We start from the raw sequence: 24,464 nt of genomic DNA, 5'->3' as shown, positions 1-24,464 counted from the left end.
CCGCAATGACCCGCGTCCTCGACTACTTCAGCACGCTCGTGGCGGACGACGACAGTCTGCCCGTCACGGAAACCGCGCTGTCGCTGGCGCAGGACGCGTATCCCGACCTCGACCTGCAGGGTACGCTGGCCGAACTCGACATGCTGGCGGCGCGGCTGCGCCGGCGCTTCGCCGACGATGCGGACCTGAAGGGCCGCGTTGCCGCGCTGAACGACTTCTTCTTCCGCGAACTCGGCTTCTCGTGCAATCACAACGATTACTACGACCCCGATAACAGCCACCTGAACGCCGTGCTGAAGCGGCGGCGCGGGATCCCGATCTCGCTGTCGGTGCTGTACCTGGAGCTCGCCGAGCAGATCGGCGTGCCGGCCCGCGGCGTGTCGTTCCCCGGCCATTTCCTGCTGCGCGTCACGCTGCCGGACGGCGACCTGATCATCGATCCGACCAACGGTCATTCGCTGTCCGAAGCCGAGATGGTCGAGATGCTCGAGCCGTACGTCGCGCGCGCGGCCGGTGCGGTCGACAGTGCATTGCGCGCACTGCTGCAACCGGCGACGAGCCGCGAGATCATCGCGCGGATGCTGCGCAACCTGAAGACGATCTATCTGCAGACGGAACGCTGGCAGCGGCTGCTCGCGGTGCAGCAGCGGCTCGTGATCCTGTTGCCCGAGCAGCTCGACGAGGTGCGCGACCGCGGTTTTGCGTATGCGCGGCTCGACTACCTGCGTCCCGCGCTCGAGGATCTCGAGCAGTATCTCGGCGAGCGGCCCGAGGCGGACGACGCGACCGTCGTCGAATCGCAGGTCACCGAATTGCGGCAGCGGATGCAGCGCGACGGCGAGGACTGAGCCGCCATCGCGCCGTTTCCGGAGCAAGAAAAAACGCCCGCATCGCGGGCGTTTTTCATGGTCGTTTACTTCGGCTGCATCCGGATCGCGCCGTCGAGGCGGATCACTTCGCCATTGAGCATCGGATTCTCGACGATCTGGCGCACCAGCATCGCGTATTCGGCCGGTTTGCCGAGCCGCGGCGGGAACGGCACCATCGCGCCGAGCGCGTCCTGCACATCCTGCGGCATGCCGAGCAGCATCGGGGTCTCGAACAGGCCCGGCGCGATCGTCATCACGCGGATGCCGCTGCGCGACAGGTCGCGCGCGATCGGCAGCGTCATGCCCGCGACACCGGCCTTCGATGCCGCATAGGCGGCCTGGCCGATCTGTCCGTCGAAGGCGGCGACCGACGCGGTGCTGACGATCACGCCGCGCTCGCCTTCCGCGGTCGGCGCGGTCGCGGCCATCGCGGCCGCTGCGAGCCGGATCATGTTGAATGTGCCCACCAGGTTCACGTTGATCGTCTTCGCGAACACGTCGAGCGGGTGTGCGCCGTCCTTGCCGACGGTTTTCGCGGCCGGCGCGATGCCCGCGCAGTTCACGAGGCCGCGCAGCGTGCCCGCGTGCGTGGCCGCGTCGACGGCCGCCTGTGCGTCGGTTTCGCTCGACACGTCGCAGCGCACGAATACGCCGCCCAGTTCGGTCGCGAGCGCAGTGCCTGCCGCTTCGTTCAGGTCGGCGAGCACGACCGTGCCGCCGGCCTGGGCAAGCATCCGTGCGGTGCCGGCGCCGAGGCCCGATGCGCCGCCCGTGATCAGAAACACGTTGCCGCGAATTTCCATGCCTGTCTCCTGTCGACCGCCCTTGGCGCTTTAGCGCTTAGGGAGGTCCCATGCAAAGCGTCGACCGCCCTTGGCGCTTTAGCGCTTAGGGCGATCCCATGCAAAGCGGTTGTTCTGTCCGATGCGGATCCATCGACTGAAAGGCCAGCGCGCCGCGAGTGGACGCGACACGCATTCGAGCGATTGTACGGGGCGTCGTTACGCGAAGGAGATAAACGCACGGTCGTGCGAATCCAGGCCGGGCAAAAAAAAGCCGCCCGGGAAGGGCGGCTCTTGCGGGTGCGCGACGCGCTGCTTACTTCAGCGCGTCAAACGCGCGCTCGCGGATTTCCTCGACGGCGCCGAGGCCCGAGATCTTGCGATACTGCGGTGCCTTCAGGCCGTTTTCCTCGCCGCGCTGCGCCCAGTCGCCGTAGTACGTGATCAGCGGCTTGGTCTGCGCTTCGTACACTTCGAGACGCTTCTTGACGGTTTCTTCCTTGTCGTCGTCGCGCTGGATCAGCGGTTCGCCCGTCACGTCGTCGTGGCCCTCGACCTTCGGCGGGTTGAACTTGACGTGGTACGTGCGGCCCGATGCCGGGTGCGTGCGGCGGCCGCTCATGCGCTCGATGATTTCCGAGAACGGGACGTCGATTTCGAGCACGTAGTCGATCGCGACGCCGGCTTCCTTCATCGCGTCAGCCTGCGCGATCGTGCGCGGGAAACCGTCGAACAGATAGCCATTCGCGCAGTCGGATTCCTTCAGGCGCTCCTTGACGAGGCCGATGATCAGCGCGTCCGGCACGAGCTTGCCGGCGTCCATGTAGCCCTTCGCCTCGACGCCGAGCGGCGTGCCGGCCTTCACGGCCGCGCGCAGCATGTCGCCGGTCGAGATTTGCGGGATGCCGAACTTTTCCTTGATGAAGTTTGCCTGGGTGCCCTTTCCCGCGCCGGGCGCGCCCAACAGGATCAAACGCATGGTGATATCTCCAAGTATGTAGATTCGTGTGGCGAGCCTCAAAGGCGTCGGCGACAGCGGGCGCGGGGCTTGCCTGGCGCGCGGCGGGCTGGTCTGATGCGGCGCGTCGAGTTGGGCGACGCGCGGCTGCCGGCAGGGCCGCGGGCGGGGTCAAGCGAGGACGCGTTGGTCGCGGACGGCTCGCACAATCGCCTGATTATGCCACGGGTTATTTTGAACCCGGCTGAAAAAGGGCCTGCACGCGCGTGAGATCGGCCGGCGTGTCGATTCCGGCTTCGGGCGCGGACTCGGTGATCAGCACTGCGATGCGCTCACCGTGCCACAGCGCGCGCAGCTGTTCGAGCTGCTCGGCCTGCTCGATCGGCGCCTGCGCGAGCGACGGATAGGTGCGCAGGAAACGCGCGCGATACGCATAGAGCCCGATGTGCCGGTAGACCGGGAAAGCCGGTGCCGGCATGGTCGCGACGTCCGGCCAGTGCGGCTGGTACGCGTCGCGGCTCCACGGAATCGGCGCGCGCGAGAAGTACAGCGCGACGCTCTGCGCGTCGAGCGCGACCTTCACGACGTTCGGGTTGAACACGTCGGCCGCGTCGTGGATCGGGTGGGCGGCGGTCGCGATCGCGCAGGCCGGATGCGCGGCGAGGTGCGACGCCACGTCGCGCACGAGCACGGGGTCGATCAGCGGCTCGTCGCCCTGCACGTTGACGACGACGGTGTCGTCGCTCCACCCGAAGGCCGCCGCGACTTCCGCGAGCCGGTCGGTGCCGGACGGATGGTCGGCACGCGTGAGCACCGCTTCGAAGCCGTGGTCGCGCGCCGCGTCGAGCACGCTCTGCGCGTCGGAGGCGACGAGCACCTGCTGCGCGCCTGCTTCGCGTGCGCGCTCGGCGACGCGCACGACCATCGGCTTGCCGCCGAGATCGGCGAGCGGCTTGTTCGGAAGGCGCGTCGACGCGAGCCGGGCGGGAATGACGGCGATGAAGGGTTGCGGGTGAGTCATCGGGGATGAGCGGTGAGGAGAGCGGGGCGGGCGGCGCGTCCGGAGCCGGTCGGCCGGCAGGGTTCGGTACCCCGGCCGAGGCCGGGGCGCTGTCGGGCGGCTTAGCGGCCGGCCGGATCGACCGGCGTGCCTTCGACGGTCTGGCGCGCTTCGTCGACGAGCATCACGGGGATGCCGTCGCGGATCGGGTAGGCGAGCTTGTCCGCGTTGCAGATCAGCTCCTGCGCGGCGCGGTCGTAGTGGAGCGGGCCTTTGCAGATAGGGCACACAATGATTTCAAGCAGGCGAGCGTCCACGGAGTTTCTCCACAACGAGGGCAATGAGGCGAGGGTCGAGCGCGGCTTCGACGGGGACCACCCACAGTCGAGCGTCGCGCCAGGAAGCGCCCAATTTTACTGCATCCTTCTCGGTGATCAGGATTGCGTCGACGGCATCGTCGACGAACGGATTGTCGGCGAACGCGTAGTGGTCGGGCAGCGCGCGCGTCGCCGGCGCGAGACCGGCCGCGCGCAGCGTCGCGAAGAAGCGTTCCGGCGCGCCGATGCCGGCCGCGGCGAGCACGCGCTCGTGAGCGAACTGCGACAGCGGACGGCGCAGCGCGGGCTGGTCGAGGTGCCACGCGGCGCCCGGCTTCAGCGCGAGCGCATAGGTGTCGGGCCAGGGCGGCAGCGCGCCGCTGTACGGATCGTTGACGAGCGTCGCGTCGCGGTGCCGCGACAGCGGCTCGCGCAGCGGCCCGGCCGGCAGCAGGAAGCCGTTGCCGCCAAGCCGGTGGTCGAACACGACGAGTTCGACCGTGCGCGCGAGGCGGTAGTGCTGCAGGCCGTCGTCGCTGACGATCACGTCGACGTCCGGATGCGCGGCGCGCAGCGCCTGCGCGGCCGCGACGCGATCGGGGCACACCCACACGGGCGCGCCGGTGCGGCGGGCGATCAGCAGCGGTTCGTCGCCGCCGACGCCAGCGCGCGACGCGGGCGTGACGGCGGTCGGCGCCTTCACGTTCGCGCCGTAGCCGCGCGACACGACGCCAGGCGTGAAGCCGGCCGCGCGCAATGCGTCGACGAGTGCGATCACGGTGGGCGTCTTGCCGGTGCCGCCGACAGTCACGTTGCCGACCACGACGACCGGTACGCCGACGTCGACCGGCTGTTTCCACCCCTGCGTGTAGGCGGTACGTCGCAGCGCTGCGCACAGGCCGAACACGCAGGCGAACGGCGTGAGCGCCCAGGCGAGCGCGCCGCGCCGCTGCCATTCGCGTGTCAGGTGCGCTTCGAGCCGCGCGAGCGGGCCGCCGGGCGCGCTCATCGGGCCGGGCGCGGCGCGTCGTGCGCCGCGGCGTGGGACGGATTCGTCAAGGCGGATTCTCCGTTGGGCGGCACATGCCGCGGGATCTGCGGAAGGCGGCACTCTAGCGCGCCGCACGCCGGCGCGGCAAGCGCGACCGGCCGACGCAGGCTGCGGGGCCGGATCGTGACGGCCTGTGGATAACTCTGTGAAAAACTCCCCGCTCGATCACCTCAAACGCCCGCCGGGTGGGCTTCGAATCGGATGAGAATCATTTCGAAAGGTTTAAAAATCTATAAAAATCAATGCGTTATCGTGAATCGTCTGGTTTTTTCAGCGGTTTTAATGCGTTTTAGGCGGAAGATTGCCAAAGTGTGGACACCTTTCGCGCGCCACGGCGAATGCGGCCGGCGCTGGACGTCGAGCGCGTGTCGGACTATCGTGTCGCCGCCAGCATTCATCCGACCGCCCATGCTTTCCGACTCCTCTTTTTCCGCACCCGGCGCGACGCGCGGCGGCGACGAAGTGATTCCCGTTTCGGCGCTCAATCGCGCGATTTCGACGATGCTCGAGCGCTCGTTTCCGCTGTTGTGGATTTCGGGCGAAGTGTCGAATTTCACGCGTGCCGCGAGCGGCCACTGGTATTTCTCGATCAAGGACCAGCAGGCGCAGATGCGCTGCGTGATGTTCCGCGGCCGGGCGCAGTACGCGGAATTCACGCCGCGCGAAGGCGACCGGATCGAGGTGCGAGCGGTCGTCACGATGTACGAGCCGCGCGGCGAAGTGCAGCTCAACGTCGAGGCCGTGCGGCGTACCGGGCAGGGGCGCCTGTACGAAGCGTTCCTGCGGCTGAAGGCGCAGCTCGAAGGCGAGGGCCTGTTCGCCCCCGAACGCAAGCGGCCGCTGCCGGCCCACCCGCGTGCGATCGGCATCGTCACGTCGCTGCAGGCCGCCGCGCTGCGCGACGTGCTGACCACGCTCGCACGCCGCGCGCCGCACATTCCGGTGATCGTCTATCCGGCGCCGGTGCAGGGCGCCGGTTCCGCCGAGAAGCTCGTCGCGGCCGTCGAGGCCGCGAATGCGCGCCGTGAGGTCGACGTGCTGCTCGTCTGCCGCGGCGGCGGCTCGATCGAGGATCTGTGGTCGTTCAACGACGAAGCGCTGGCGCGTGCGATCGCGGCGAGCGAATTGCCGGTCGTCAGCGGCGTCGGGCACGAAACCGATTTCACGATCGCGGACTTCGCGGCCGACCTGCGCGCGCCTACGCCCACCGGCGCGGCCGAGCTCGCGAGCCCCCAGCGCGCGCTGCTGCTGCGCGAGGTCGACGACCGCCAGCGTGCGCTCGCGCGCGGCATGGCGCGCCGGCTCGAACAGCGCGCGCAGCAGCTCGACTGGCTTTCGCGCCGGCTCGTGAGCCCGGCCGAGCGGCTGCAGCGGCAGCGTACGCACGTCGAGCAGCTCGCGGTGCGGCTTGCGTCGGCGGCGTCACGGCCGGTGCGCGATGCGCGTGCGCGTTTCGCGCTCGTGCAACTGCGCTGGCAGCGCGCGCGGCCCGATCCGTCGCAGGCACGCCAGGCGCTCGCGGGGCTGTCGCAACGTCTCACGGTTGCGTTGCAGCGCCGTCACGAACGCGACACGGCGCGTGTGTCAGCCTGTGCGGCACGGCTCGAGGTGCTGAGCCCGCAGCGCACGCTCGAGCGCGGCTATGCGGCGCTGATCGATGCGCAGACGGGCCGCGCGGTGCGTGCGCCGAGCGCGCTGAAGCCGCAGCGGCGCCTGACCGTGCATCTGGCCGAAGGCTCGGCCGACGTGTCGCTCGCCGACGTGCAGCCGAGACTGACCGATACGATCTGACGTAACCGTTGCAAGCGGACCGAAGGTTGCCGCAACGGACGCATCGCGCGCGGGAACGGAGGCCGCGCATCGTCGGGTTCGTCCGGCAGGACGATGCGCGAACATCGCTTTTCCGCATACTGCGGATAAATGGCCCGTGAGTTTGCGGGGTTATTCGGTCTCGCCTACAATCGGACGCTCGGCAGCATCCAACACAGCCTCCCTACATACTCAACGAAGGAATCGCCATGGCTCATACGCTCCCGCCGCTCCCGTACGCTGAAGACGCACTCGCGCCGACCATCTCGCTCGAGACGATCCAGTACCACTACGGCAAGCACCATCAGGCTTATGTGACGAACCTGAACAATCTGATCCCGGGCACGGAATTCGAAAACCTGTCGCTGGAAGAGATCGTGAAGAAGTCGTCGGGCGGCATCTTCAACAACGCCGCGCAGATCTGGAACCACACGTTCTTCTGGAACAGCCTGTCGCCGAACGGCGGCGGCGCACCGACGGGCGCGCTGGGCGACGCGATCAACGCGAAGTGGGGTTCGTACGACGCATTCAAGGAAGCGTTCACGAAGGCCGCAGTCGGCACGTTCGGTTCGGGCTGGGCATGGCTCGTGAAGAAGGCTGACGGTTCGCTCGACATCGTGTCGACGAGCAACGCAGCCACGCCGCTGACGACCGCCGACAAGGCACTGCTGACGATCGACGTGTGGGAACACGCGTACTACATCGACTACCGTAACGCACGTCCGAAGTTCGTCGAAGCGTTCTGGAACATCGTGAACTGGGACTTCGCAGCGAAGAACTTCGCGTAAGTCCGGCGCCTGCGCGCCGCTATGGCGCGCGGCACCCAGCAAAAAGCCCTCGAAACGAGGGCTTTTTTGTTTTTGTCGCGCGGGAAAGCGGCGCGCTTGCCGGATCAGGCGGCCAGGCCGAGCGCCCAGCCGAGTGCCGCGCTCGCGATCACGACGGCCCAGGGCGGCACGCGCCAGAACACCAGCGCGACGTAGGCGACGAGCGCGGCGGCCAGATCGCGCGGCGCGAGGATCGTGTCGGTCCAGACCGGATGGTAGAGCGCGGCGAGCAGCAGTCCGACGACGGCTGCGTTCACGCCCGCGAGCGCGGCCTGCATGCGCGTGCTGCGGCGCAGGCGCTCCCAGAACGGTGCGGTGCCGGCAATGAGCAGGAACGACGGCGCGAAGATCGCGACCAGTGCGATCGTGCCGCCGAGCCAGCCGTTCGGCGCATCGCGCAGCGACGCGCCGAGGAACGCCGAAAACGTGAACAGCGGCCCCGGCACGGCCTGCGCGACACCGTACCCGGCGAGGAACGTCGCATCGCCGACCCAGCCGGGCGCGACCACGGCCGCCTGCAGCAGCGGCAGCACTACGTGCCCGCCGCCGAACACGAGCGCGCCGGTGCGGAAGAACGCATCGACGACGGCGAGCGTATCGGAGTGGAGCGCGCGGGCCGCGAACGGCAACGAGACGAGCAGCGCCGCGAACAGCGCGAGCCACAGCAGGCCCGCACGATGCGATACGTGCAACGGCAACGGTTCGTGCGCGTCGCGTGCCGGTTGCGGCAGCAGTGCGAGGCCGGTCGCACCGGCCGCGACGATCACCGCGATCTGCGTCCACGCGGCTGGCGCGAGCAATGCGACGCACGCGGCCGCGGCCATCAGCGTGACGCGGCGCGCATCGGGGCACAGCGTGCGCGCCATGCCCCAGACGGCCTGCGCGATCACCGCGACCGACACGATGCGCAGCCCGTGCAGCGCGCCGGCTTCGATCGGCGCGCCCGTCGCGTGAACGCCGAGCGCGAACAGCATCATCAACAGCGCCGACGGCAGCGTGAAGCCGAGCCACGCGGCGAACATGCCCGCATAGCCGGCGCGCGCGAGGCCGATCGCCATCCCGACCTGGCTGCTCGCAGGCCCCGGCAGGAACTGGCACAGCCCGACGAGATCCGCATACGTGCGTTCGGTGAGCCAGCCGCGCCGCGTGACGAATTCCGCGCGGAAGTAGCCGAGGTGCGCGACCGGGCCGCCGAACGACGTGAGTCCGAGCCGCAGGAACGCGACGAAGACGGGCCACGGATGGCGGGACGGGGCGGCGTCGGTCGATGGATTCAAGGCGGGGCGAGGGGAGAACGGACGAGCCGCCACGATAGCGCAACGCGGCCGCCGCAGGGCAACGTATGACAGCGCGGTGCGCGACGCTCAGCGCGTGCCGTCCCCCAGCCCGCTCGCGCGGCGCAGCGCGTCGATATCGACGAGCTCGATTTCGCCGACGTGCAGCCGCACGACGCCGTCGGCCTGCAGCGCCTTCAGCAACTGGTTGGTGGTCTGCCGCGTGATCGACAGCATCGACGCGAGCGTTTCCTGCGACAGCCGCACGCGTGTGCGCCCGGCGCTGATGCCGCCATAGCCGTCGGCGATCATCAGCAGGCGTGCGGCGAGTCGTTGCGCGGCCGGCATCACGCTCATCGACTCGACGGTCAGGAAGCTCAGGCGCAGCTTCTGCGCCATCAGCAGCGCGAACTGCCGCCAGTATTGCGGCGTCGCGTCGAGGATCGCGAGCAGCGCGGCCTGCGGGACGTGCAGCAGCAGCGCGTCGTCGAGCGCGATGGCGTCGTGCGTGCGCGGCTGGCCGTCGAACAGCGCGATTTCGCCGAACCACGTGACGGGCTCGGCCACCGTCAGCAGCGCTTCCTTGCCCTGCGGGTCGACCGCACCTATCGTGAGTGAACCGGCCAGGACCGCATACAGCCCGCACGGCGGGTCGCCGCGCCGGAACAGCGCGTGGCCGGCCGGCAGGCGGCGCAGCACCGCACCGGCGACCAGGTCCGCGCGCAACGCGGGCGGCAGCGCGGCGAACCACGGGTTCGCTTCGATCTGCGGCAGGTACGGGGCGAGCGGTGCAGGCATGGATACGCGATGTCGGGTAGCTGACAGAGGTTCTCGGGCGTGACGCGCATCATAGCGCTCAATAACCGACCAGGAGACGCGATGAAGACGCTCGAAGACCATCTCTCGCAGTATGCGGCCTACCACCGCGACGCGCGCAACATCGCGACGCACCTGGTCGGCATCCCAATGATCGTGTTCGCGGTCGAGGTGCTGCTGTCGCGGCCGGCGCTGGGGATGCTGGCCGGCATCGCGCTGTCGCCGGCGCTGCTGCTGGCGGTCGCGTTCGTCGTGTTCTACCTGCGCCTCGACCTGCGGTTCGGGCTCGTGATGACCGTGCTGTTCGCGCTCGGCCTGTGGGCCGCGCAGTCGCTCGCGTTGCTGCCGACGGCGCAATGGCTCGCGACCGGCATCGGCGCGTTCGTCGTCGGCTGGATCGTGCAGTTCGTCGGGCACTGGTTCGAAGGGCGCAAGCCCGCGTTCGTCGACGATCTGATCGGGCTGATGGTCGGGCCGCTGTTCGTCGTCGCCGAAGTCGCGTTCTTCGCGGGGCTGCGTGGTGACGTGCGCCGCGAAGTCGAGCGGCGTGCCGGCCCCGTGCACGGCGGCGCGCACTCGCATGTCTGACGCGCCGGTCTGCGTGTTCGGCGCAGGCGCCGTCGGCTGCTATCTCGGCGGCCGGCTTGCGGCGGGCGGCGCGCACGTGACGCTCGTCGGCCGTGCGCGGATCGGCGATGCGATTCACCTGCACGGGCTCACGCTGACCGATCAGCGCGGCTATCGCGCGACGCTCGCGCCGGCCGATGTCGCGTTCGCGACCGCTCCGGCCGCCGCGGCCGACGCGCGGCTCGTGCTCGTCGCGGTGAAGTCGGCCGCGACGCGGGACACGGCCGCGCAGCTGGCCGGCGTGCTGCGGCCCGGCACGCTCGTGATCAGCTTCCAGAACGGCCTGCACAATGCCGACGTGCTGCGCGACGCGCTGCCGCAAGCGACCGTGCTGGCCGGCATGGTGCCGTTCAACGTGATCGAGCGCGGTCCCGGCGCCTTTCACCAGGGCTCGGCCGGCGCGCTCGCGGCAGACGCGTCGCCCGCGCTGCAGCCGTTCGCCGGCGCATTCGCGCGCGCCGGGCTGCCGCTCGCGCTGCATCGCGACATGCCGGCCGTGCAGTGGGCGAAGCTGTTGCTCAACCTGAACAACGCGGTCAACGCGCTCGCGAACTTGCCGCTGCGCGACGAACTCGCGCAACGCGCGTACCGCCGCTGCGTCGCGCTGGCCCAGCGGGAGGCGCTGCACTGGCTGGCGCGGGCCGCGATTCGCCCGGCGCGGCTGACGCCGTTGCCGGCCGGCTGGATCCCTGCCGTGCTCGATCTGCCCGATGCGGCTTTCCGTGTGCTCGGCGGCCGGATGCTCGCGATCGACCCGCTGGCGCGCTCGTCGATGTCCGACGATCTTGCGGCGCGCCGCGCAACGGAAGTCGAGTGGATCAACGGTGAGATCGTGCGCCTGGCCGCGCGTTTCGGCGCACCGGCGCCTGTCAACGCGCGACTGTGCGCGCTCGTCCACGACGCCGAAGGGGCGGCCATGCGTCCGGCGTGGCGCGGCGATGCGCTGTGGGCCGAGCTGACCGCGCAGGCGTCACGCGCGGGCGACGTGCGGGCCGCGTAGCCCGGCTTGGGACGATCGCCGGTGCGGGCCGCGTGCGCGGCACCACCGGCCGGGCGCAACGGCTAAGATGCGGGGTGCGTCATACGACGCCTATGCGGAGTACTCACCATGGTGGATCGCCCGACGCTCGATGCGTACGACGCCCATGCCGCGCAATACGCGCGGGACTGGCTCGACCAGGCCGCCCCCGACGACATGTACGCGCTGCTTGAACAGCATTTCTCGCCGGGGCCGACCGCGGACGTCGGTTGCGGTGCGGGTCGCGATACGGCCTGGCTTGCGTCGCGCGGCTTCGACGTGCGTGGCTACGATGCGAGCGCCGCGCTGCTCGCCGAGGCGCGGCAGCACCATCCGGACCTGAGCTTCGAACTCGCCGCGCTGCCGGCGCTGGCGGGCGTGCCCTCCGGCGCGTTTCGCAACGTGCTGTGCGAAACGGTCGTCATGCATCTCGAACAGGCCGATGCGGCGGCCGCCGCCGCGCGGCTGGCCGATCTGCTGATGCCGGGCGGTACGTTGTATCTGAGCTGGCGGGTGGCCGGAAGCGGCACGTTGCGCGACGAGCGCGGTCGCCTCTATACGGCACTGGATTCGGCGCGGATGCATGCGGCGCTCGGCGCCGGCGTGTACGTGCTCGACGAGCACGAGGTCGTCAGCGCCTCGTCCGGAAAGCGTGTACACCGGTTGATCGTGCGCAAGGCGGCCGGCGCCGCGTGACGGCGGCGCGCGGTCGCGCTTACTGGTTGAGCGCCGCTTCCCAATTGATGTCGACGCAGAGCACCTGCATGCCGGTCGCGGCCGGTGCGGCGATCGACGCCGTCACGCACAGGTGCGCTTCGTTGATCGACAGGTAGGGCGGCGTCAGGTGCACGCGGCCCGGCGCGCGCATGGCGTCGATGAAGTACGGGCGACGTTCCCAACTGGCCCCTTCGGAATGCAGCAGCGGCCGGAAGCGCTTCGCGCGTTGCGACACGCTGCCGCGCGCGAGCACGTTGTCGCCGATCTGGCGGCCCGATGCATCGAGCAGGAAGCAGCGCGCGGTCTCGGGCAATCCGAGCACGGCGGCCGCCGCGTCGGTGAGCGATTCGCCGGCGACGAGCTTCTGGCTCGCTTCCTCGAGCGCGGTGACGTACGGCGCGAGCCGTTCCGCCTGCGTGCGTTCGCGCTGCGCGACGCGCAGCCGCAGCGCGGCCGACAGCGTATCCATGCAACCCGCCGCGGCCTGCGGCTGCACGGGATCGACGCTCGGCCCCGCGAAATACTGGCCCTGCACGAAATCGACGTCGCATTCGAGCGCGATCAGCGCGTCGCGTTCGGTCGACAGGCCGCCCATCAGCACGAGCTGGCCGGATTCGTGCAGCAGCGACACGAGCCCCGGCAGCACGCGTTCGAGGTGCGAGTGCTCGCTCGCCTGCGCGAGGATGCCGCGGTCGAGCGTGACGATGTCCGGATGCAGATGCCACACGCGGTCGATGTTCGAATGCTTCGCGCCGAACCCGACCAGCGCGATCAGGAAGCCGGCCTTGCGCAGCCCGTCGACGATCGCCGCGTAGCGCGGTGTCTCGCCGCCGGCCTGCTCGGGCACCTCGAGCACCACGCGGTGCGGCGGCAGCCCGAGCGCCTTCAGGTTCGCGAGCAGCGCGTCGCCGTAGATGGTGTCCATCAGCGCGGCCGGATGCAGGCTCAGGAAGAGCCATTCGTCGTGACTGTCGAACGCGTGGAAGTTACCGAGATGCAACGATTCGGCGAGCCGGCCGAGCTCGAGCAGATCGCCGCGGCGCGCCGCCTGCGTGAACACCTCGTGCGACGCCACCTGGCGGCTTTCCTCGTCGTGTGCGCGCAGCGACGCGTGATAGCCGATCGCGCGGCGGTGCGACACCGAGAAAACGGGCTGGAACACGCTGAACACGGTGTAGCCGCCGTACAGCACGGTGCGCCGGTTCCCGTCGTCGCCGGCGACGGGGCGGGGCGGCTGAAAGCCGGGGGGATCGATTTCGATCATGCTCATGATGTCGGCCGATGGAAGACTGCCAGTTTACCTAGAGAATAGGCGAGCAAGAAGCATGCACGGCATCGCGCCGCGTGCGGCCGCCCGTCGCGGCCGGGAAAGGGCGCCTCGATGCGCGCGTCGCCGGGGCGATCTGCACCGTAATGGTGCGTCGGCGGCGGCGCGGCCCCCGAAACGGCGCGCGCCGCGCGTCACGTGCGCTCGGACGGGTCGGTCTTGCGCGCGGTGCTGCGGATCTCGGGCGCGAGCTGCGCGAAGATCCACGCCGACGCGGCCGTGATGATCCCGACGCAGATGAAGGTCGCGTGGAACGCCGGCAGCGTATTGCTCGGCGTCACGGTGCGCAGCATGCCCGTAAACGTCGCGAGCAGCGCGCCCGCGACCGTGACGCCGAGGCTCATCGACAGCATCTGCACGAGCGAGAACAGGCTGTTGCCGCTGCTCGCGCCGCCCGTGCCGAGATCCTTCAGCGTCAGCGTGTTCATCGCGGTGAACTGCATCGAGTTGAAGCCGCCGAACAGCGCGAGATGCACGACCTTCACCCACACCGGCACCGAGTCGTGCATCAGCGCGAAGCTCGCCATCATCACGCCGACCATGATCGTGTTCGCGAGCAGCACCTTGCGGTAGCCGTGCTGCGTGATCAGCCGCGTGATGATGCGCTTCGAGAACATCCCGGCCGCGGCGACCGGCAGCATCATCAGCCCGGCCTCGAACGCCGAGTAGCCGAGGCTAACCTGCAGCAGCAGCGGGATCAGGTACGGCATCGCGCCGCTGCCGATCCGCGCGAACAGGTTGCCGAGCAGCCCGACGCTGAACGTGTGGATTCTAAACAGTTCGAGCGAGAAGATCGGTTGCGGCGCGCGCACCGCGTACAGCCCGTATGCGACGAAGCACGCGAGGCTCAGGATGAGCAGCACGAGCACGGCCGCGTGCTGCATGCCGAGATCGGCGAGCCCGTCGAGCGACAACGAGATCGCGATCATGCCGATCGTCAGCAGCAGATAGCCCTTCAGGTCGAAGCGGCCGACGGCCGGGTTGCGCGAATCGGGCATCGAGTAGAAGGTCGCGATGCAGCCCGCGACGCCGACCGGCACGTTGATCAGGAAGATCCAGTGCCACGACGCGATCTTCACGAGCCAGCCGCCGAGCGTTGGCCCGATCAGCGGGCCGATCAGGCCGGGAATCGCGACGAACGACAGCGCGGACAGGTAGCGTTCGGCCGGAAAGGTGCGCAGCACCGCGAGCCGCCCGACCGGCAGCAGCATCGCGCCGCCGACGCCCTGCACGACGCGGAACGCGACGAGCTGGGTGAGCGTATGCGCATTCGCGCACAGCAGCGAGCCGAGCGAGAACACCAGGATCGCGCTGAAGAACACGCGCCGCGTGCCGAAGGTGTCGGCGAGCCAGCCTGACACGGGGATCATCACCGCCATCGTCAGCGAGTAAGCGATCACGACCGACTGCATGCGCAGCGGCGATTCGCCGAGGCTCGCGGCCATCGACGGCAGCGCCGTGTTGACGATCGTCGAATCGAGCGTCTGCATGAAGAAGCCCGTCGCAACGAGCCAGAGCATCACGGTGAGATTCTTTTCGCCGGGGGCGGCGGCAGGCGGACGCTGGAACATGAGGGCGGGGCGGTGGCGCGGGACAGCCGACATTGTAGGGAAAGCCGATGGGCCGTGCAGGTTCGGCGCATGGTGTGACGCGAATTCCGGCGGTTGGAGGCCGTCCTCGTCGCCCGACCAGTACAGTTCAGTCAGAAGTGTCTGCAGCCGTATCTGTCCGCATGCCGCCACTGTCCGAAATACTGGTGCCATCGAATCCGTGCGACCAGGAGGCTGCCATGCGCGAACTGCGACTTTACGTGATCGACGGCGACGAGCCGGCCGGACGGTGGCGGATCGTCGATCGCACCGCACTGCAGGTGGCGGACGGTGACGTGTGGGTGACGGTCGAGGGCAGGCTCGACGACTACTGGCTGGGCGCCGGCGATTCGCTGACGTTCGAGCCCGGCGTGCGCGTGTGGGTCAGCGCGGGGCCGCGCGGCGCCACGTTCGCGTTCGGGCCGCACGCGGCCCCGGCGGTGCATGTTGCGCGCGCGTGGTGGCGGCCGCTCGTCGCGTGGCGCGATGGCCGGCGCCATGCGGCCGCGTCGCTGCCGACGTAGTGTGCGCGGGGCGCATGTGCGCACGAGGGCGCTTGCCCGAACAGGGCGGATGCCCGCGAATGTCGTGCCGATCGCACCGGTCGTGCCGCATGAAGCGCGCCCGCACATGGATTCTCGCGATCCGGATTGATTGCAGCGGGCGCGAATTCTAGACTCGATTTCGTGTCCTCCATCGCGCCCCGCTCACCATGACGCCCGAACTCGCATTGACGCATCTGTGGCAACTCGCGCGCGGCGATCGCGGCGCGCTGGCCCGCGCGACCGTGACGGGGCAGGACCCGACGCTGCCGTCGACGTTTCATGTCGGCACGCTCGCGGCAGCGACGATCGCGGCTGCCGGGCTCGCGGCGGCCGAATGCCACCGGCTGCGCACGGGCGCAGCGCAATCCGTCGACGTGTCGGTGCGCGATGCGCTGGTCGCGTTCCGCAGCGAACGCTACCTGCGTGTGGACGACGGCCCGCCGCCGGAGTTGCGTCATCCGGTGACGGGCTTCTTCGAGACGGGTGATGCACGCTGGATCCAGCTGCATGCGAACTTCCCGCATCACCTGCGCGGGATCCTCGACGTGCTCGGTTGCGGCGCGCAGCGGGCCGACGTCGCTGCCGCGATCCGCACATGGGACGGCACGGCGCTCGATACCGCGCTGGCCGAGGCCGGCCTGTGCGCGGCATTGATCAGAACCCCTGACGAATGGGCGGCGCACGAGCAGGCGTACGCGATTGCAGCGCTGCCGCTGTTCGAGATCGAGCGGATCGGCGACGCGCCGGTCGAGCCGATCGGCCGCGGCGAATCCGGGCAGCCGCTCGCGGGCGTGCGCGTGCTCGATCTCACGCGCATCATCGCGGGGCCGGTCGCGGGCCGCACGCTGGCGTCGCACGGTGCGCAGACGCTGCTCGTCAACGGGCCGCACCTGCCGAACATCGCGCCGCTCGTGATCGACAACGGGCGCGGCAAGCGCTCGACGTGGATCGACCTGCGCGATAGGGCGGGCGTCGACACGCTGCACACGCTGGTGCGCGACGCGGACGTGTTCCTGCAGGCGTACCGGCCCGGCGCGCTCGCGGCTCGCGGTTTCGCGCCGCAGGCGCTGGCGGAGCGGCGGCCCGGCATCGTGTACGTGTCGATCTCGGCGTACGGACAGGCTGGGCCGTGGGCGAAGCGGCGCGGCTTCGACAGTCTCGTGCAGTCGGCGAGCGGGATCGCGTGGCAGGAGCAGCACGCCGCGCACGCGGACGCGCCGCGCCATCTGCCGTGCCAGGCGCTCGATCATGCGACGGGGTATCTCGCGGCGTTCGGCGCGATGATCGCGCTCGCGCGGCGGGCGCGCGAAGGGGGAAGCTGGCACGTGCGGATGTCGCTGGCGCAGACGGGGCGCTGGCTGCAGTCGTTCGGCAACGTGCCGGGCGGCCTGGGTGTGCCCGATCTCGCTGCCGCCGACGTGCGCGACCGGATCGATCGCATCGCGTCGCCGTTCGGCATGCTCGATACCGTGCGGCCGGCCGAGCGGTTGTCGGTTACGCCGCCGGCGTTCGCGCGGCCGCCCGTGCTGCCCGGCACCGATGACGCGTACTGGCTGTAAGCGCCGGCCGCGCGGCCGGCGTTACTTGCGCAGCTCGACGACGAAGTCGTAGTAGTCGTTGCGGCAGTAGGTGTCGGTCAGTTCGATCGCGCGCTGGTCCGACGTATAGCCGATCCGCGTGATCAGCAGCAGCGCATCGTGCGGCGCGATGCCCATCTGCTCGGCGATCTCGTCGGTCGCGTTGACCGCGCGGAAATGCTGCAGCGCGCGCACGATCGGCGTGCCGCGCGCTTCGAGATAGCTGTACAGCGACCCGCCGATTGCCTGCGGATCGGGAATCAGCGTCGCGGGGAACGTCGAATTCTCGACGGCCATCACGATGCCGTCGGCGAGACGCAGGCGTTTCAGGCGTGTAACGGATGCGGCCGGAGATAGCCCGAGCTGGATCACTTCGTCCCGGTTCGCCGGCTGAATTTCGCGCGCGAGCCATTGCGAACTCGGCTTGAAGCCGCGGCGCTCGAGCATTTCGCTGAAGCTCGACAGGCGCGACAGCGGATCCTCGTAGCGCGGCTGGATGAAATTGCCCGCGCCCTGCGTGCGGCGGATCAAGCCCTGCTCGACGAGCAGCGCGATCGCCTTGCGCGCGGTGATGCGCGATACGCCGAGCGCTTCGGACAGCACGCGCTCCGAAGGCAGCGCCTCGCCGGCCGTCCAGCGGTTGTCGTGGATCGCGTCGCCGAGCTTGCGGGTGAGCTGCAGGTACAACGGCGTGTCGTTGTCGGGGTCGGGGCGCAGGTCCTGCCACCGGTCGTCCGTGGGTGACTTCATGGAATGGGTATCGATCAGGTTGCGGCCATTCTAAGTCATCATGCGGCGCCGTTATAGCCGGTTTTTGCCGTGCAATAGGCCGTCGGCGCGCCGATTGACTACACTGACGCGTCGTATTCCATGCTTCGGCCGCGGCGCGCGGCCACGAATCCGCAACGAGGAACGCATGACAGACACGATCGCCACGGTCGTCCTGCCGGACGGCGAGACGATTCCGAAGCTCGGACAGGGCACCTGGGAAATGGGCGAGCGGCCGGCCCGCCGGGCGGACGAGATCGCCGCGCTGCGCGAAGGCATCGAACTCGGGATGACGCTGGTCGATACGGCCGAGATGTACGGCGACGGCGCGACCGAGGAACTGGTCGGCGAAGCACTCGCGGGCCTGCGCGATGACGTGTTCCTCGTCAGCAAGGTCTATCCGCACCATGCGAGCCGGCGCGGCGTCGTCGCCGCGTGCGACGCGAGCCTCAAGCGCTTGCGCACCGATCGCCTCGACCTGTACCTGCTGCACTGGCGCGGCTCGGTGCCGCTCGAGGAGACGGTCGAAGGTTTCGAGGCGCTGCAGCGCGCGGGCAAGATCCGTCGCTGGGGTGTGAGCAACTTCGATACGGCCGATATGGAAGAGCTCGTCGACGAGGCGGGCGGCGGTGCCTGCGCGACCAACCAAATCCTCTACAACATCGCGAGGCGCGGACCGGAATTCGACCTGCTGCCATGGCTCGCCGATCACCGGATGCCGGCAATGGCGTACAGCCCGGTCGACCACGGGCGGTTGCCGAAGCGCTCGCCGCTCGACGAGATCGCACGGCTGCGCGGCGTGTCGGTGATGCGCGTCGCACTGGCATGGGTGCTGGCGCAGCCAGGTGTATTCGCGATCCCGAAGGCATCGAGGATCGAGCACGTGCGCGACAATCGCGCCGCGCTCGATTTCGAATTGAGCGATGACGAGCGCGCGCAGCTTGACGCGTATTTCCGTCCGCCACGCAGCAAGCGCGCGCTCGAGATGCTCTGACGGCAACCGGCCGGGCAACGCTTCCGGTCAGTGGTTGCCGCCGGACGATCCGCCGTTGCCGTGACCGCCGCCATTGCCGTTGCCGGTACCGTGGCCATTGCCGACACCGTTGGCACCGCCATTGCCGTCGCCGCCACTGCCGTTGCCATTGCCGTTGCCGCCGCCATTGCCGTGGCCACCGTTGCCGTTGCCTTGGCCACCGTTGCCGTTGCTGCCGCCGTTGCCCGAGCCGCCGTTGCCGTTGCCTTGACCACCGTTGCCGCCGGCGCCATTGCCGTTGCCACCACCGTTGCCTGAGCCGCCGTTGCCGTTACCACGGCCGTTGCCAACGCCATTGGCACCACCATTGCCAGCGCCACCACTGCCGTTGCCATTGCCGTTGCCACCGCCATTGCCGTGACCACCGTTGCCATGGCCGCCGCCATTGCCGTGACCACCGCCGTCACCGTCGCCATGGCCGCCACCATTGCCATGGCCACCGCCGTCACCGTTGCCATGGCCGCCACCATTGCCATGGCCACCGCCGTCACCGTTGCCATGGCCACCACCATTGCCATGGCCGCCGCCGTTGCCGTGACCACCGCCGTCACCATTGCCGTGACCGCCGCCGTCACCATCGCCGTGGCCACCACCATTGCCGTGACCGCCGCCGTCACCGTCGCCATGGCCACCGCCGTTGCCGTGACCGCCGCCGTCACCATTGCCATGGCCACCACCGTTGCCGTGACCACCGCCGTCACCATCGCCATGGCCACCACCATTGCCGTGACCGCCGCCGTCACCATCGCCATGGCCGCCACCATTGCCGTGACCACCGCCGTCACCATCGCCGTGGCCACCACCATTGCCGTGACCGCCGCCGTCACCATCGCCGTGGCCACCACCATTGCCGTGACCGCCGCCGTCACCATCGCCATGGCCACCACCGTTGCCGTGACCTCCGCCATCACCGTCACCATCGCCGTGGCCGCCGCCGTGGCCGTGGCCGTGGCCACCGCCGTCACCGTCGCCGCCACCTCCGTGTCCGCCATGGCCTCCGCTACCCGAAGTGCCGCCACCTGAGGTGCCGCCACCTGAAGTACCGCCACCCGAAGTGCCGCCACCCGAAGTGCCGCCACCTGAAGTGCCGCCACCTGAAGTACCGCCGCCCGAAGTGCCGCCACCCGAAGTGCCGCCACCTGAAGTGCCGCCGCCCGAAGTGCCGCCACCTGAAGTACCACCACCTGAAGTGCCGCCACCCGAAGTACCGCCACCCGAAGTACCGCCACCCGAAGTACCGCCACCCGAAGTGCCGCCACCCGAAGTGCCGCCACCCGAAGTGCCGCCACCTGAAGTGCCGCCGCCTGAAGTGCCACCGCCCGAAGTACCGCCACCCGAAGTACCGCCACCCGAAGTGCCGCCACCCGAAGTGCCGCCACCCGAAGTACCACCACCCGAAGTACCGCCACTTGAACCACCGTTACCACCGTTACCGGACGAGTTGCCTCCGCGGCCCGTGCCGCTCGTCCCGCTGGACGTTCCACCTGTCGTTCCACCGGTACCGGCAGGTCCGACGGCACCGTTGCCGTTATTTCCACCGCTACCGCTACCGTTGCCGCTACCACTACCGTTACCCGGTCCGGGACTGCCGCCGCCACTGCCGCTCGGGCCGGCACCGTTACCGCCGATACCCCGACCAGCATAGACGTGCACCGCGCACGCAGCCGGATTGGCTGCGCATGACGAAGCGTCTGCGACCACCATCATGATGGTGTCCGCGCTGGTGTTCGCGTCGGGCTCGGAGTCAGGCGTGGTGGTTTGTGCGACGGCATACGAGCAGCAGCACGCAAACGCGGCTGCGGCCAGCAAGGTTGCACGAGGGCGCCGTCCCGCCGGGCGGGACGGTTGTTTCGTCTTATGCATCATGGCCTCCCCATGCGCGCGATGCCTCGTTGCCGCGCGGCTATCTACGTGTGGTGCAGGGGGCCAGAAAAGATTCGTTGTCCTGTCGGCGGCCGATTGCCTTCGGGCCGGCGCATGACGCCAGCCGCGAACGCGGATCGGCACGCGGGCCCGCCGTGCGAATCCCTATCTGCGAGATTCGTGCCATCGGCCGCTTGTGCCTGTCGCACAACGTGCGCGCGGGTACGCGACGGGCGCATGCAACGTCTTGGGGGGGAATATTGTTTCCGGAATGAAACGTCTGAGTGTTCGCGCGTGGCTCAGCGCGCCGGCGCGTCGGCGGCGCGCTGCCAGCGGTGGAACAGGATCGACGCGATCCAGCAGACGAGGAACAGCGCGACGATGCCGTAGCCGATCGAGCCGAAGCGATCGCCGAGCGCATCGAGCGCGTCGCGCACGGGGCCTGTCAGCGACAGCTTGTCGGCCAGCAGGCCGGCCGCCTCGATTCCGCCGATCGCCAGTGCAACGGCCGCCGACACGAACGTGATGCTCGCGTTGTAGAGCAGCTTGCGCTGCGGGTCGTCCATCGCCCAGCCGTATGCATGAATCATCAGCACATTGTCGGTCGAGTCGATCAGCGTCATGCCGGCGGTGAACAGCGCGGGAAACAGCATGACCGTGTAGACCGGCAATCCCTGGCTCGCTTGCGCGGCGGCGATCGCGAGCAGGCCGATTTCGGTTGCAGTATCGAAACCTAGCCCGAACAGCACGCCGACCGGATACATGTGCCAGCTCTTCGATACGAACCGGAACAGCGGGCGCAGCAGTCGTGAAACGAGCCCGGCAGGGCGATGCACGTGCGCGTCGTCATGCGCGTGTGCGTGCTCGGGGACGCGGCGATAACGCCGCCATACGTCGCGCAGGATCATCAGGTTCACGCACGCGAGCACGAGCAGGAAAGTGGCCGATACCGCCGTGCCGATCGTGCCGCCGATCTCGCGGAACGCATCGAACCGGTCGCGCAGTGCGAACGCCGTCAGCGCGATGCCGAGCGTCGCCGCGATCACGATCGTCGAATGGCCGAGCGAGAAGAACAGGCCGACGCTCACCGGACGCTGGCCGTCCTGCATCAGCTTGCGCGTCGCGACGTCGATCGCGGCGATGTGATCGGCGTCGACCGCGTGACGCAGCCCGAGCCCGTACGCGATCGCCGCGGTGCCGAGCAGCAGCGGATGGTCGCGCAGCACCACGAGCGCCCACAGCCACACGGCGACGTTCGCGGCGATCAGGCCGGCGTAGAGCATCAGCAGGCGGCGCAGGGCAGGGGTGGGCGGCATCGGGCGGGTTCCATCTGACGAATCGCGATCCATTGTGGCATGCGAAAAAAATGCCTGGCGTGCCGATCAAAAAACCGCGAACGCAGCGCGCGCCGGATGAAAAAAAGCCCGTCCGGAACCGGACGGGCTTGCGTGCAGGCGACGGGGCGTGAACGCCCGGCGCTTACTTCGTCTTCGCGCTGATCACGCCTTCCGACACGTTGGCCGGCGTTTCCGCGTACTGCTTGAACTCCATCGTGTAGGTCGCGCGGCCCTGCGTCGCCGAACGCAGCGACGTCGAATAACCGAACATCTCCGCGAGCGGCACTTCGGCGCGCACGAGCTTGCCGCCGCCGCCGGCGATGTCTTCCATCCCCTGCACGATGCCGCGACGGCTCGACAGGTCGCCCATCACGTTGCCCATGAATTCCTCGGGCGTCTCGACCTCGACGGCCATCATCGGTTCGAGCAGCACGGGCTTCGCACGGCGCATCGCTTCCTTGAAGGCCATCGAGCCGGCCATCCGGAACGCGTTTTCGTTCGAGTCGACGTCGTGGTACGAGCCGAACGTCAGGTGCACCTTCACGTCGACGACCGGGTAGCCCGCGAGCACGCCGCTCTTCAGCGTTTCGGTGATGCCCTTGTCGACGGCCGGGATGAATTCGCGAGGAATCACGCCGCCCTTGATCTCGTCGAGGAATTCGTAGCCCTTGCCCGGGTTCGGCTCCAGCGTGATCACCGCATGGCCGTACTGGCCGCGGCCGCCCGACTGCTTGACGAACTTGCCATCGACGTCGGCCGCCGTCGTGCGCACCGTCTCGCGATACGCGACCTGCGGCTTGCCGACCGTCGCTTCGACGCCGAATTCGCGCTTCATCCGGTCGACCAGGATTTCGAGGTGAAGCTCGCCCATCCCCGAAATGATCGTCTGGCCGGACTCTTCGTCGGTCTGCACGCGGAACGACGGGTCTTCCTGCGCGAGGCGGTTCAGCGCGAGGCCCATCTTTTCCTGGTCGGCCTTCGTCTTCGGCTCGACGGCCTGCGAGATCACCGGCTCCGGGAATTCCATCTTCTCGAGGATGATCGGCTTCGCCGGATCGCACAGCGTGTCGCCGGTGGTCGCTTCCTTCAGGCCGACGGCCGCCGCGATGTCGCCCGCGCGCACTTCCTTGATTTCCTTGCGCTCGTTCGCGTGCATCTGCAGGATCCGGCCGAGCCGTTCCTTCTTGTCCTTCGTCGCGTTGAGCACCGTGTCGCCCGATTCGACGACACCCGAATACACGCGGAAGAAGATCAGCTGGCCGACGAACGGGTCGGTCATGATCTTGAACGCGAGCGACGAGAACGGCTCGTCGTCGCTCGGATGACGTTCCGCCGGCTTTTCCGGGTCGTGGAAGTCGTGGCCGAGAATCGCGGGCACGTCGACGGGCGACGGCAGGTAGTCGATCACCGCGTCGAGCATCGCCTGCACGCCCTTGTTCTTGAACGCGCTGCCGCACAGCATCGGCACGATCTCGTTCGCGACCGTACGTTTGCGCAACGCGGCCTTGATCTCGTCCTCGGTCAGCGATTCATGGTCGTGCAGGTACTTCTCGAGCAGTTCCTCGCTCGCTTCGGCCGCAGCCTCGACCATCTTCTCGCGCCATTCGCGCGCGAGCTCGACGAGGTTCGCGGGGATCTCCTCGTACGTGAATTTCACGCCCTGGCTTTCGTCGTCCCACACGATGGCCTTCATCTTCACGAGATCGACGACGCCCTGGAAATGATCTTCCGCGCCGATCGGAATCTGGATCGGCACGGCGACGCCCTTCAGGCGCTCGCCGATCTGCTTCTGCACGCGGAAGAAGTCGGCGCCGACGCGGTCCATCTTGTTGACGAACGCGATGCGCGGCACCTTGTACTTGTTCGCCTGGCGCCACACGGTTTCGGACTGCGGCTGCACGCCGCCGACCGAGTCGTAGACCATGCACGCGCCGTCGAGCACGCGCATCGAGCGCTCGACTTCGATCGTGAAGTCGACGTGCCCGGGCGTGTCGATGATGTTGATGCGGTGTTCCGGATAGTTGCCGGCCATGCCTTTCCAGAAGGCCGTGGTCGCCGCCGACGTGATCGTGATGCCGCGTTCCTGCTCCTGCTCCATCCAGTCCATCGTGGCCGCGCCGTCGTGCACTTCACCGATCTTGTGGCTCACGCCGGTGTAAAACAGGATGCGCTCGGTCGTCGTGGTCTTGCCGGCATCGATGTGAGCGCTGATCCCGATATTGCGATAGCGCTCGATGGGGGTTTTGCGGGGCACGTGAACCTCCTTAGGTTCGGATCGTAAGCGGGACGGCTGGGCCGGCCCGGGCTGGAACAAGCGAGACTTAAAGCATAGCGCTTGCGCGTGGCTTTTGCAGATGCGG

Annotated in this window: 22 protein-coding genes; 9 read left to right on the top strand and 13 right to left on the bottom strand. The window is 68.8% G+C overall.

The features are described 5' to 3' along the window. Positions 1-5 precede the first annotated feature (5 nt). Complete coding sequence (locus KEC55_RS13440; protein ID WP_282505834.1) at positions 6-848, top strand: SirB1 family protein; 843 nt, start codon at positions 6-8, stop codon at positions 846-848. A 65-nt stretch (positions 849-913) separates the two neighbouring features. Here the strand turns inward: KEC55_RS13440 and KEC55_RS13435 are convergent, their stop codons facing one another. The 5 genes from KEC55_RS13435 to lpxK all read right to left on the bottom strand — a co-directional run bounded on the left by KEC55_RS13435 (position 914) and on the right by lpxK (position 4,935). After that, positions 914-1,672: an SDR family NAD(P)-dependent oxidoreductase gene (locus KEC55_RS13435; protein WP_282505833.1), complete on the bottom strand. Its 759-nt coding sequence runs from the start codon at positions 1,670-1,672 to the stop codon at positions 914-916. A gap of 295 nt (positions 1,673-1,967) precedes the next feature. Continuing rightward, positions 1,968-2,630 (bottom strand): adenylate kinase, encoded by a 663-nt coding sequence (gene adk, locus KEC55_RS13430; RefSeq protein ID WP_059233378.1) that lies wholly within the window; start codon positions 2,628-2,630, stop codon positions 1,968-1,970. A gap of 208 nt (positions 2,631-2,838) precedes the next feature. Beyond that, complete coding sequence (gene kdsB, locus KEC55_RS13425) at positions 2,839-3,630, bottom strand: 3-deoxy-manno-octulosonate cytidylyltransferase (protein WP_282505832.1); 792 nt, start codon at positions 3,628-3,630, stop codon at positions 2,839-2,841. Between the two features lie 101 nt (positions 3,631-3,731). Continuing rightward, positions 3,732-3,926 carry a Trm112 family protein gene (locus KEC55_RS13420; RefSeq protein WP_006482216.1) on the bottom strand — a complete coding sequence of 65 codons (195 nt, stop codon included), beginning with the start codon at positions 3,924-3,926 and terminating at the stop codon, positions 3,732-3,734. Continuing rightward, positions 3,907-4,935 carry a tetraacyldisaccharide 4'-kinase gene (gene lpxK, locus KEC55_RS13415; RefSeq protein WP_282505831.1) on the bottom strand — a complete coding sequence of 343 codons (1,029 nt, stop codon included), beginning with the start codon at positions 4,933-4,935 and terminating at the stop codon, positions 3,907-3,909. The genes KEC55_RS13420 and lpxK overlap by 20 nt, the downstream gene beginning before the upstream one ends. A 450-nt stretch (positions 4,936-5,385) precedes the next feature. Here lpxK and xseA point away from each other — a divergent pair, with 450 nt between their 5' ends. After that, a complete protein-coding gene (gene xseA, locus KEC55_RS13410; RefSeq protein ID WP_282505830.1) occupies positions 5,386-6,768 on the top strand; it encodes an exodeoxyribonuclease VII large subunit in 1,383 nt (460 codons plus the stop codon). A gap of 227 nt (positions 6,769-6,995) precedes the next feature. Continuing rightward, on the top strand, positions 6,996-7,574 hold the full coding sequence (gene sodB / locus KEC55_RS13405) for a superoxide dismutase [Fe] (RefSeq protein ID WP_011352986.1): 579 nt from the start codon (positions 6,996-6,998) through the stop codon (positions 7,572-7,574). Between the two features lie 104 nt (positions 7,575-7,678). Here sodB and chrA read toward each other — a convergent pair whose 3' ends face one another. Next, positions 7,679-8,890, bottom strand: a complete 1,212-nt coding sequence (chrA, locus tag KEC55_RS13400) for a chromate efflux transporter (protein WP_282505829.1) — start codon at positions 8,888-8,890, stop codon at positions 7,679-7,681. An 87-nt stretch (positions 8,891-8,977) separates the two neighbouring features. Further along, positions 8,978-9,685 (bottom strand): Crp/Fnr family transcriptional regulator, encoded by a 708-nt coding sequence (locus tag KEC55_RS13395; RefSeq protein WP_176050711.1) that lies wholly within the window; start codon positions 9,683-9,685, stop codon positions 8,978-8,980. An 81-nt stretch (positions 9,686-9,766) separates the two neighbouring features. Between KEC55_RS13395 and KEC55_RS13390 the strand changes: the two genes are divergently transcribed. From KEC55_RS13390 to KEC55_RS13380, 3 genes are all read left to right on the top strand, one after another. Continuing rightward, positions 9,767-10,291, top strand: coding sequence for a DUF962 domain-containing protein (locus tag KEC55_RS13390; protein ID WP_282505828.1), 525 nt, complete (start codon positions 9,767-9,769; stop codon positions 10,289-10,291). Further along, positions 10,284-11,330 (top strand): 2-dehydropantoate 2-reductase, encoded by a 1,047-nt coding sequence (locus KEC55_RS13385; RefSeq protein WP_282505827.1) that lies wholly within the window; start codon positions 10,284-10,286, stop codon positions 11,328-11,330. The genes KEC55_RS13390 and KEC55_RS13385 overlap by 8 nt, the downstream gene beginning before the upstream one ends. Positions 11,331-11,438: 108 nt before the next feature. Next, a complete protein-coding gene (locus KEC55_RS13380; protein ID WP_282505826.1) occupies positions 11,439-12,044 on the top strand; it encodes a class I SAM-dependent methyltransferase in 606 nt (201 codons plus the stop codon). Positions 12,045-12,063: 19 nt separating this feature from the next. Here KEC55_RS13380 and KEC55_RS13375 read toward each other — a convergent pair whose 3' ends face one another. Further along, entirely contained in the window at positions 12,064-13,335 is a 1,272-nt protein-coding gene (locus tag KEC55_RS13375) for an EAL domain-containing protein (RefSeq protein WP_282505825.1), read from the bottom strand. 191 nt (positions 13,336-13,526) lie between these two features. Next, positions 13,527-14,963 (bottom strand): multidrug transporter subunit MdtD, encoded by a 1,437-nt coding sequence (mdtD, locus tag KEC55_RS13370; protein WP_282505824.1) that lies wholly within the window; start codon positions 14,961-14,963, stop codon positions 13,527-13,529. Positions 14,964-15,181: 218 nt separating this feature from the next. Between mdtD and KEC55_RS13365 the strand changes: the two genes are divergently transcribed. Next, positions 15,182-15,505: a DUF2917 domain-containing protein gene (locus KEC55_RS13365; protein WP_282505823.1), complete on the top strand. Its 324-nt coding sequence runs from the start codon at positions 15,182-15,184 to the stop codon at positions 15,503-15,505. Between the two features lie 188 nt (positions 15,506-15,693). Next, positions 15,694-17,085 carry a CoA transferase gene (locus tag KEC55_RS13360; RefSeq protein ID WP_282505822.1) on the top strand — a complete coding sequence of 464 codons (1,392 nt, stop codon included), beginning with the start codon at positions 15,694-15,696 and terminating at the stop codon, positions 17,083-17,085. A 21-nt stretch (positions 17,086-17,106) separates the two neighbouring features. On the opposite strand, the gene KEC55_RS13355 is transcribed toward KEC55_RS13360, so the two are convergent. Further along, on the bottom strand, positions 17,107-17,853 hold the full coding sequence (locus tag KEC55_RS13355) for a GntR family transcriptional regulator (protein WP_282505821.1): 747 nt from the start codon (positions 17,851-17,853) through the stop codon (positions 17,107-17,109). A 166-nt stretch (positions 17,854-18,019) separates the two neighbouring features. On the opposite strand from KEC55_RS13355, the gene KEC55_RS13350 reads away from it, so the two are divergent. Next, positions 18,020-18,865, top strand: coding sequence for an aldo/keto reductase (locus KEC55_RS13350; RefSeq protein WP_282505820.1), 846 nt, complete (start codon positions 18,020-18,022; stop codon positions 18,863-18,865). A gap of 27 nt (positions 18,866-18,892) precedes the next feature. Here KEC55_RS13350 and KEC55_RS13345 read toward each other — a convergent pair whose 3' ends face one another. The 3 genes from KEC55_RS13345 to fusA form a co-directional block, all read right to left on the bottom strand. Further along, the gene (locus KEC55_RS13345) at positions 18,893-20,767 is read right to left on the bottom strand and encodes a hypothetical protein (protein WP_282507526.1); all 1,875 of its coding nucleotides are present in this window, start codon (positions 20,765-20,767) and stop codon (positions 18,893-18,895) included. Positions 20,768-21,066: 299 nt separating this feature from the next. Then, positions 21,067-22,083 carry a HoxN/HupN/NixA family nickel/cobalt transporter gene (locus KEC55_RS13340; protein ID WP_282505819.1) on the bottom strand — a complete coding sequence of 339 codons (1,017 nt, stop codon included), beginning with the start codon at positions 22,081-22,083 and terminating at the stop codon, positions 21,067-21,069. Between the two features lie 163 nt (positions 22,084-22,246). After that, a complete protein-coding gene (fusA, locus tag KEC55_RS13335) occupies positions 22,247-24,358 on the bottom strand; it encodes an elongation factor G (RefSeq protein WP_282505818.1) in 2,112 nt (703 codons plus the stop codon). Positions 24,359-24,464: the final 106 nt, after the last annotated feature.

The organism is Burkholderia cepacia (assembly GCF_029962485.1).
In the GTDB taxonomy this organism is placed as follows: Bacteria; Pseudomonadota; Gammaproteobacteria; order Burkholderiales; family Burkholderiaceae; genus Burkholderia.
The sequence above is the reverse complement of the archived record's forward strand: the minus strand, read 5'-3'. Positions and strand labels throughout refer to the sequence as shown.

What these genes read in the sequence shown, in the direction of transcription:
- KEC55_RS13435 (WP_282505833.1), bottom strand. Translation starts at nt 1,672, where the DNA reads ATGGAAATTCGCGGCAACGTGTTTCTGATCACGGGCGGCGCATCGGGC.
- kdsB (WP_282505832.1), bottom strand. Translation starts at nt 3,630, where the DNA reads ATGACTCACCCGCAACCCTTCATCGCCGTCATTCCCGCCCGGCTCGCG.
- adk (WP_059233378.1), bottom strand. Translation starts at nt 2,630, where the DNA reads ATGCGTTTGATCCTGTTGGGCGCGCCCGGCGCGGGAAAGGGCACCCAG.
- KEC55_RS13440 (WP_282505834.1), top strand. Translation starts at nt 6, where the DNA reads ATGACCCGCGTCCTCGACTACTTCAGCACGCTCGTGGCGGACGACGAC.
- KEC55_RS13395 (WP_176050711.1), bottom strand. Translation starts at nt 9,685, where the DNA reads ATGCCTGCACCGCTCGCCCCGTACCTGCCGCAGATCGAAGCGAACCCG.
- sodB (WP_011352986.1), top strand. Translation starts at nt 6,996, where the DNA reads ATGGCTCATACGCTCCCGCCGCTCCCGTACGCTGAAGACGCACTCGCG.
- KEC55_RS13350 (WP_282505820.1), top strand. Translation starts at nt 18,020, where the DNA reads ATGACAGACACGATCGCCACGGTCGTCCTGCCGGACGGCGAGACGATT.
- KEC55_RS13375 (WP_282505825.1), bottom strand. Translation starts at nt 13,335, where the DNA reads ATGAGCATGATCGAAATCGATCCCCCCGGCTTTCAGCCGCCCCGCCCC.
- KEC55_RS13355 (WP_282505821.1), bottom strand. Translation starts at nt 17,853, where the DNA reads ATGAAGTCACCCACGGACGACCGGTGGCAGGACCTGCGCCCCGACCCC.
- KEC55_RS13345 (WP_282507526.1), bottom strand. Translation starts at nt 20,767, where the DNA reads ATGCATAAGACGAAACAACCGTCCCGCCCGGCGGGACGGCGCCCTCGT.
- KEC55_RS13385 (WP_282505827.1), top strand. Translation starts at nt 10,284, where the DNA reads ATGTCTGACGCGCCGGTCTGCGTGTTCGGCGCAGGCGCCGTCGGCTGC.
- KEC55_RS13365 (WP_282505823.1), top strand. Translation starts at nt 15,182, where the DNA reads ATGCGCGAACTGCGACTTTACGTGATCGACGGCGACGAGCCGGCCGGA.
- KEC55_RS13390 (WP_282505828.1), top strand. Translation starts at nt 9,767, where the DNA reads ATGAAGACGCTCGAAGACCATCTCTCGCAGTATGCGGCCTACCACCGC.
- lpxK (WP_282505831.1), bottom strand. Translation starts at nt 4,935, where the DNA reads ATGAGCGCGCCCGGCGGCCCGCTCGCGCGGCTCGAAGCGCACCTGACA.
- KEC55_RS13340 (WP_282505819.1), bottom strand. Translation starts at nt 22,083, where the DNA reads ATGCCGCCCACCCCTGCCCTGCGCCGCCTGCTGATGCTCTACGCCGGC.
- KEC55_RS13380 (WP_282505826.1), top strand. Translation starts at nt 11,439, where the DNA reads ATGGTGGATCGCCCGACGCTCGATGCGTACGACGCCCATGCCGCGCAA.
- KEC55_RS13360 (WP_282505822.1), top strand. Translation starts at nt 15,694, where the DNA reads ATGACGCCCGAACTCGCATTGACGCATCTGTGGCAACTCGCGCGCGGC.
- xseA (WP_282505830.1), top strand. Translation starts at nt 5,386, where the DNA reads ATGCTTTCCGACTCCTCTTTTTCCGCACCCGGCGCGACGCGCGGCGGC.
- mdtD (WP_282505824.1), bottom strand. Translation starts at nt 14,963, where the DNA reads ATGTTCCAGCGTCCGCCTGCCGCCGCCCCCGGCGAAAAGAATCTCACC.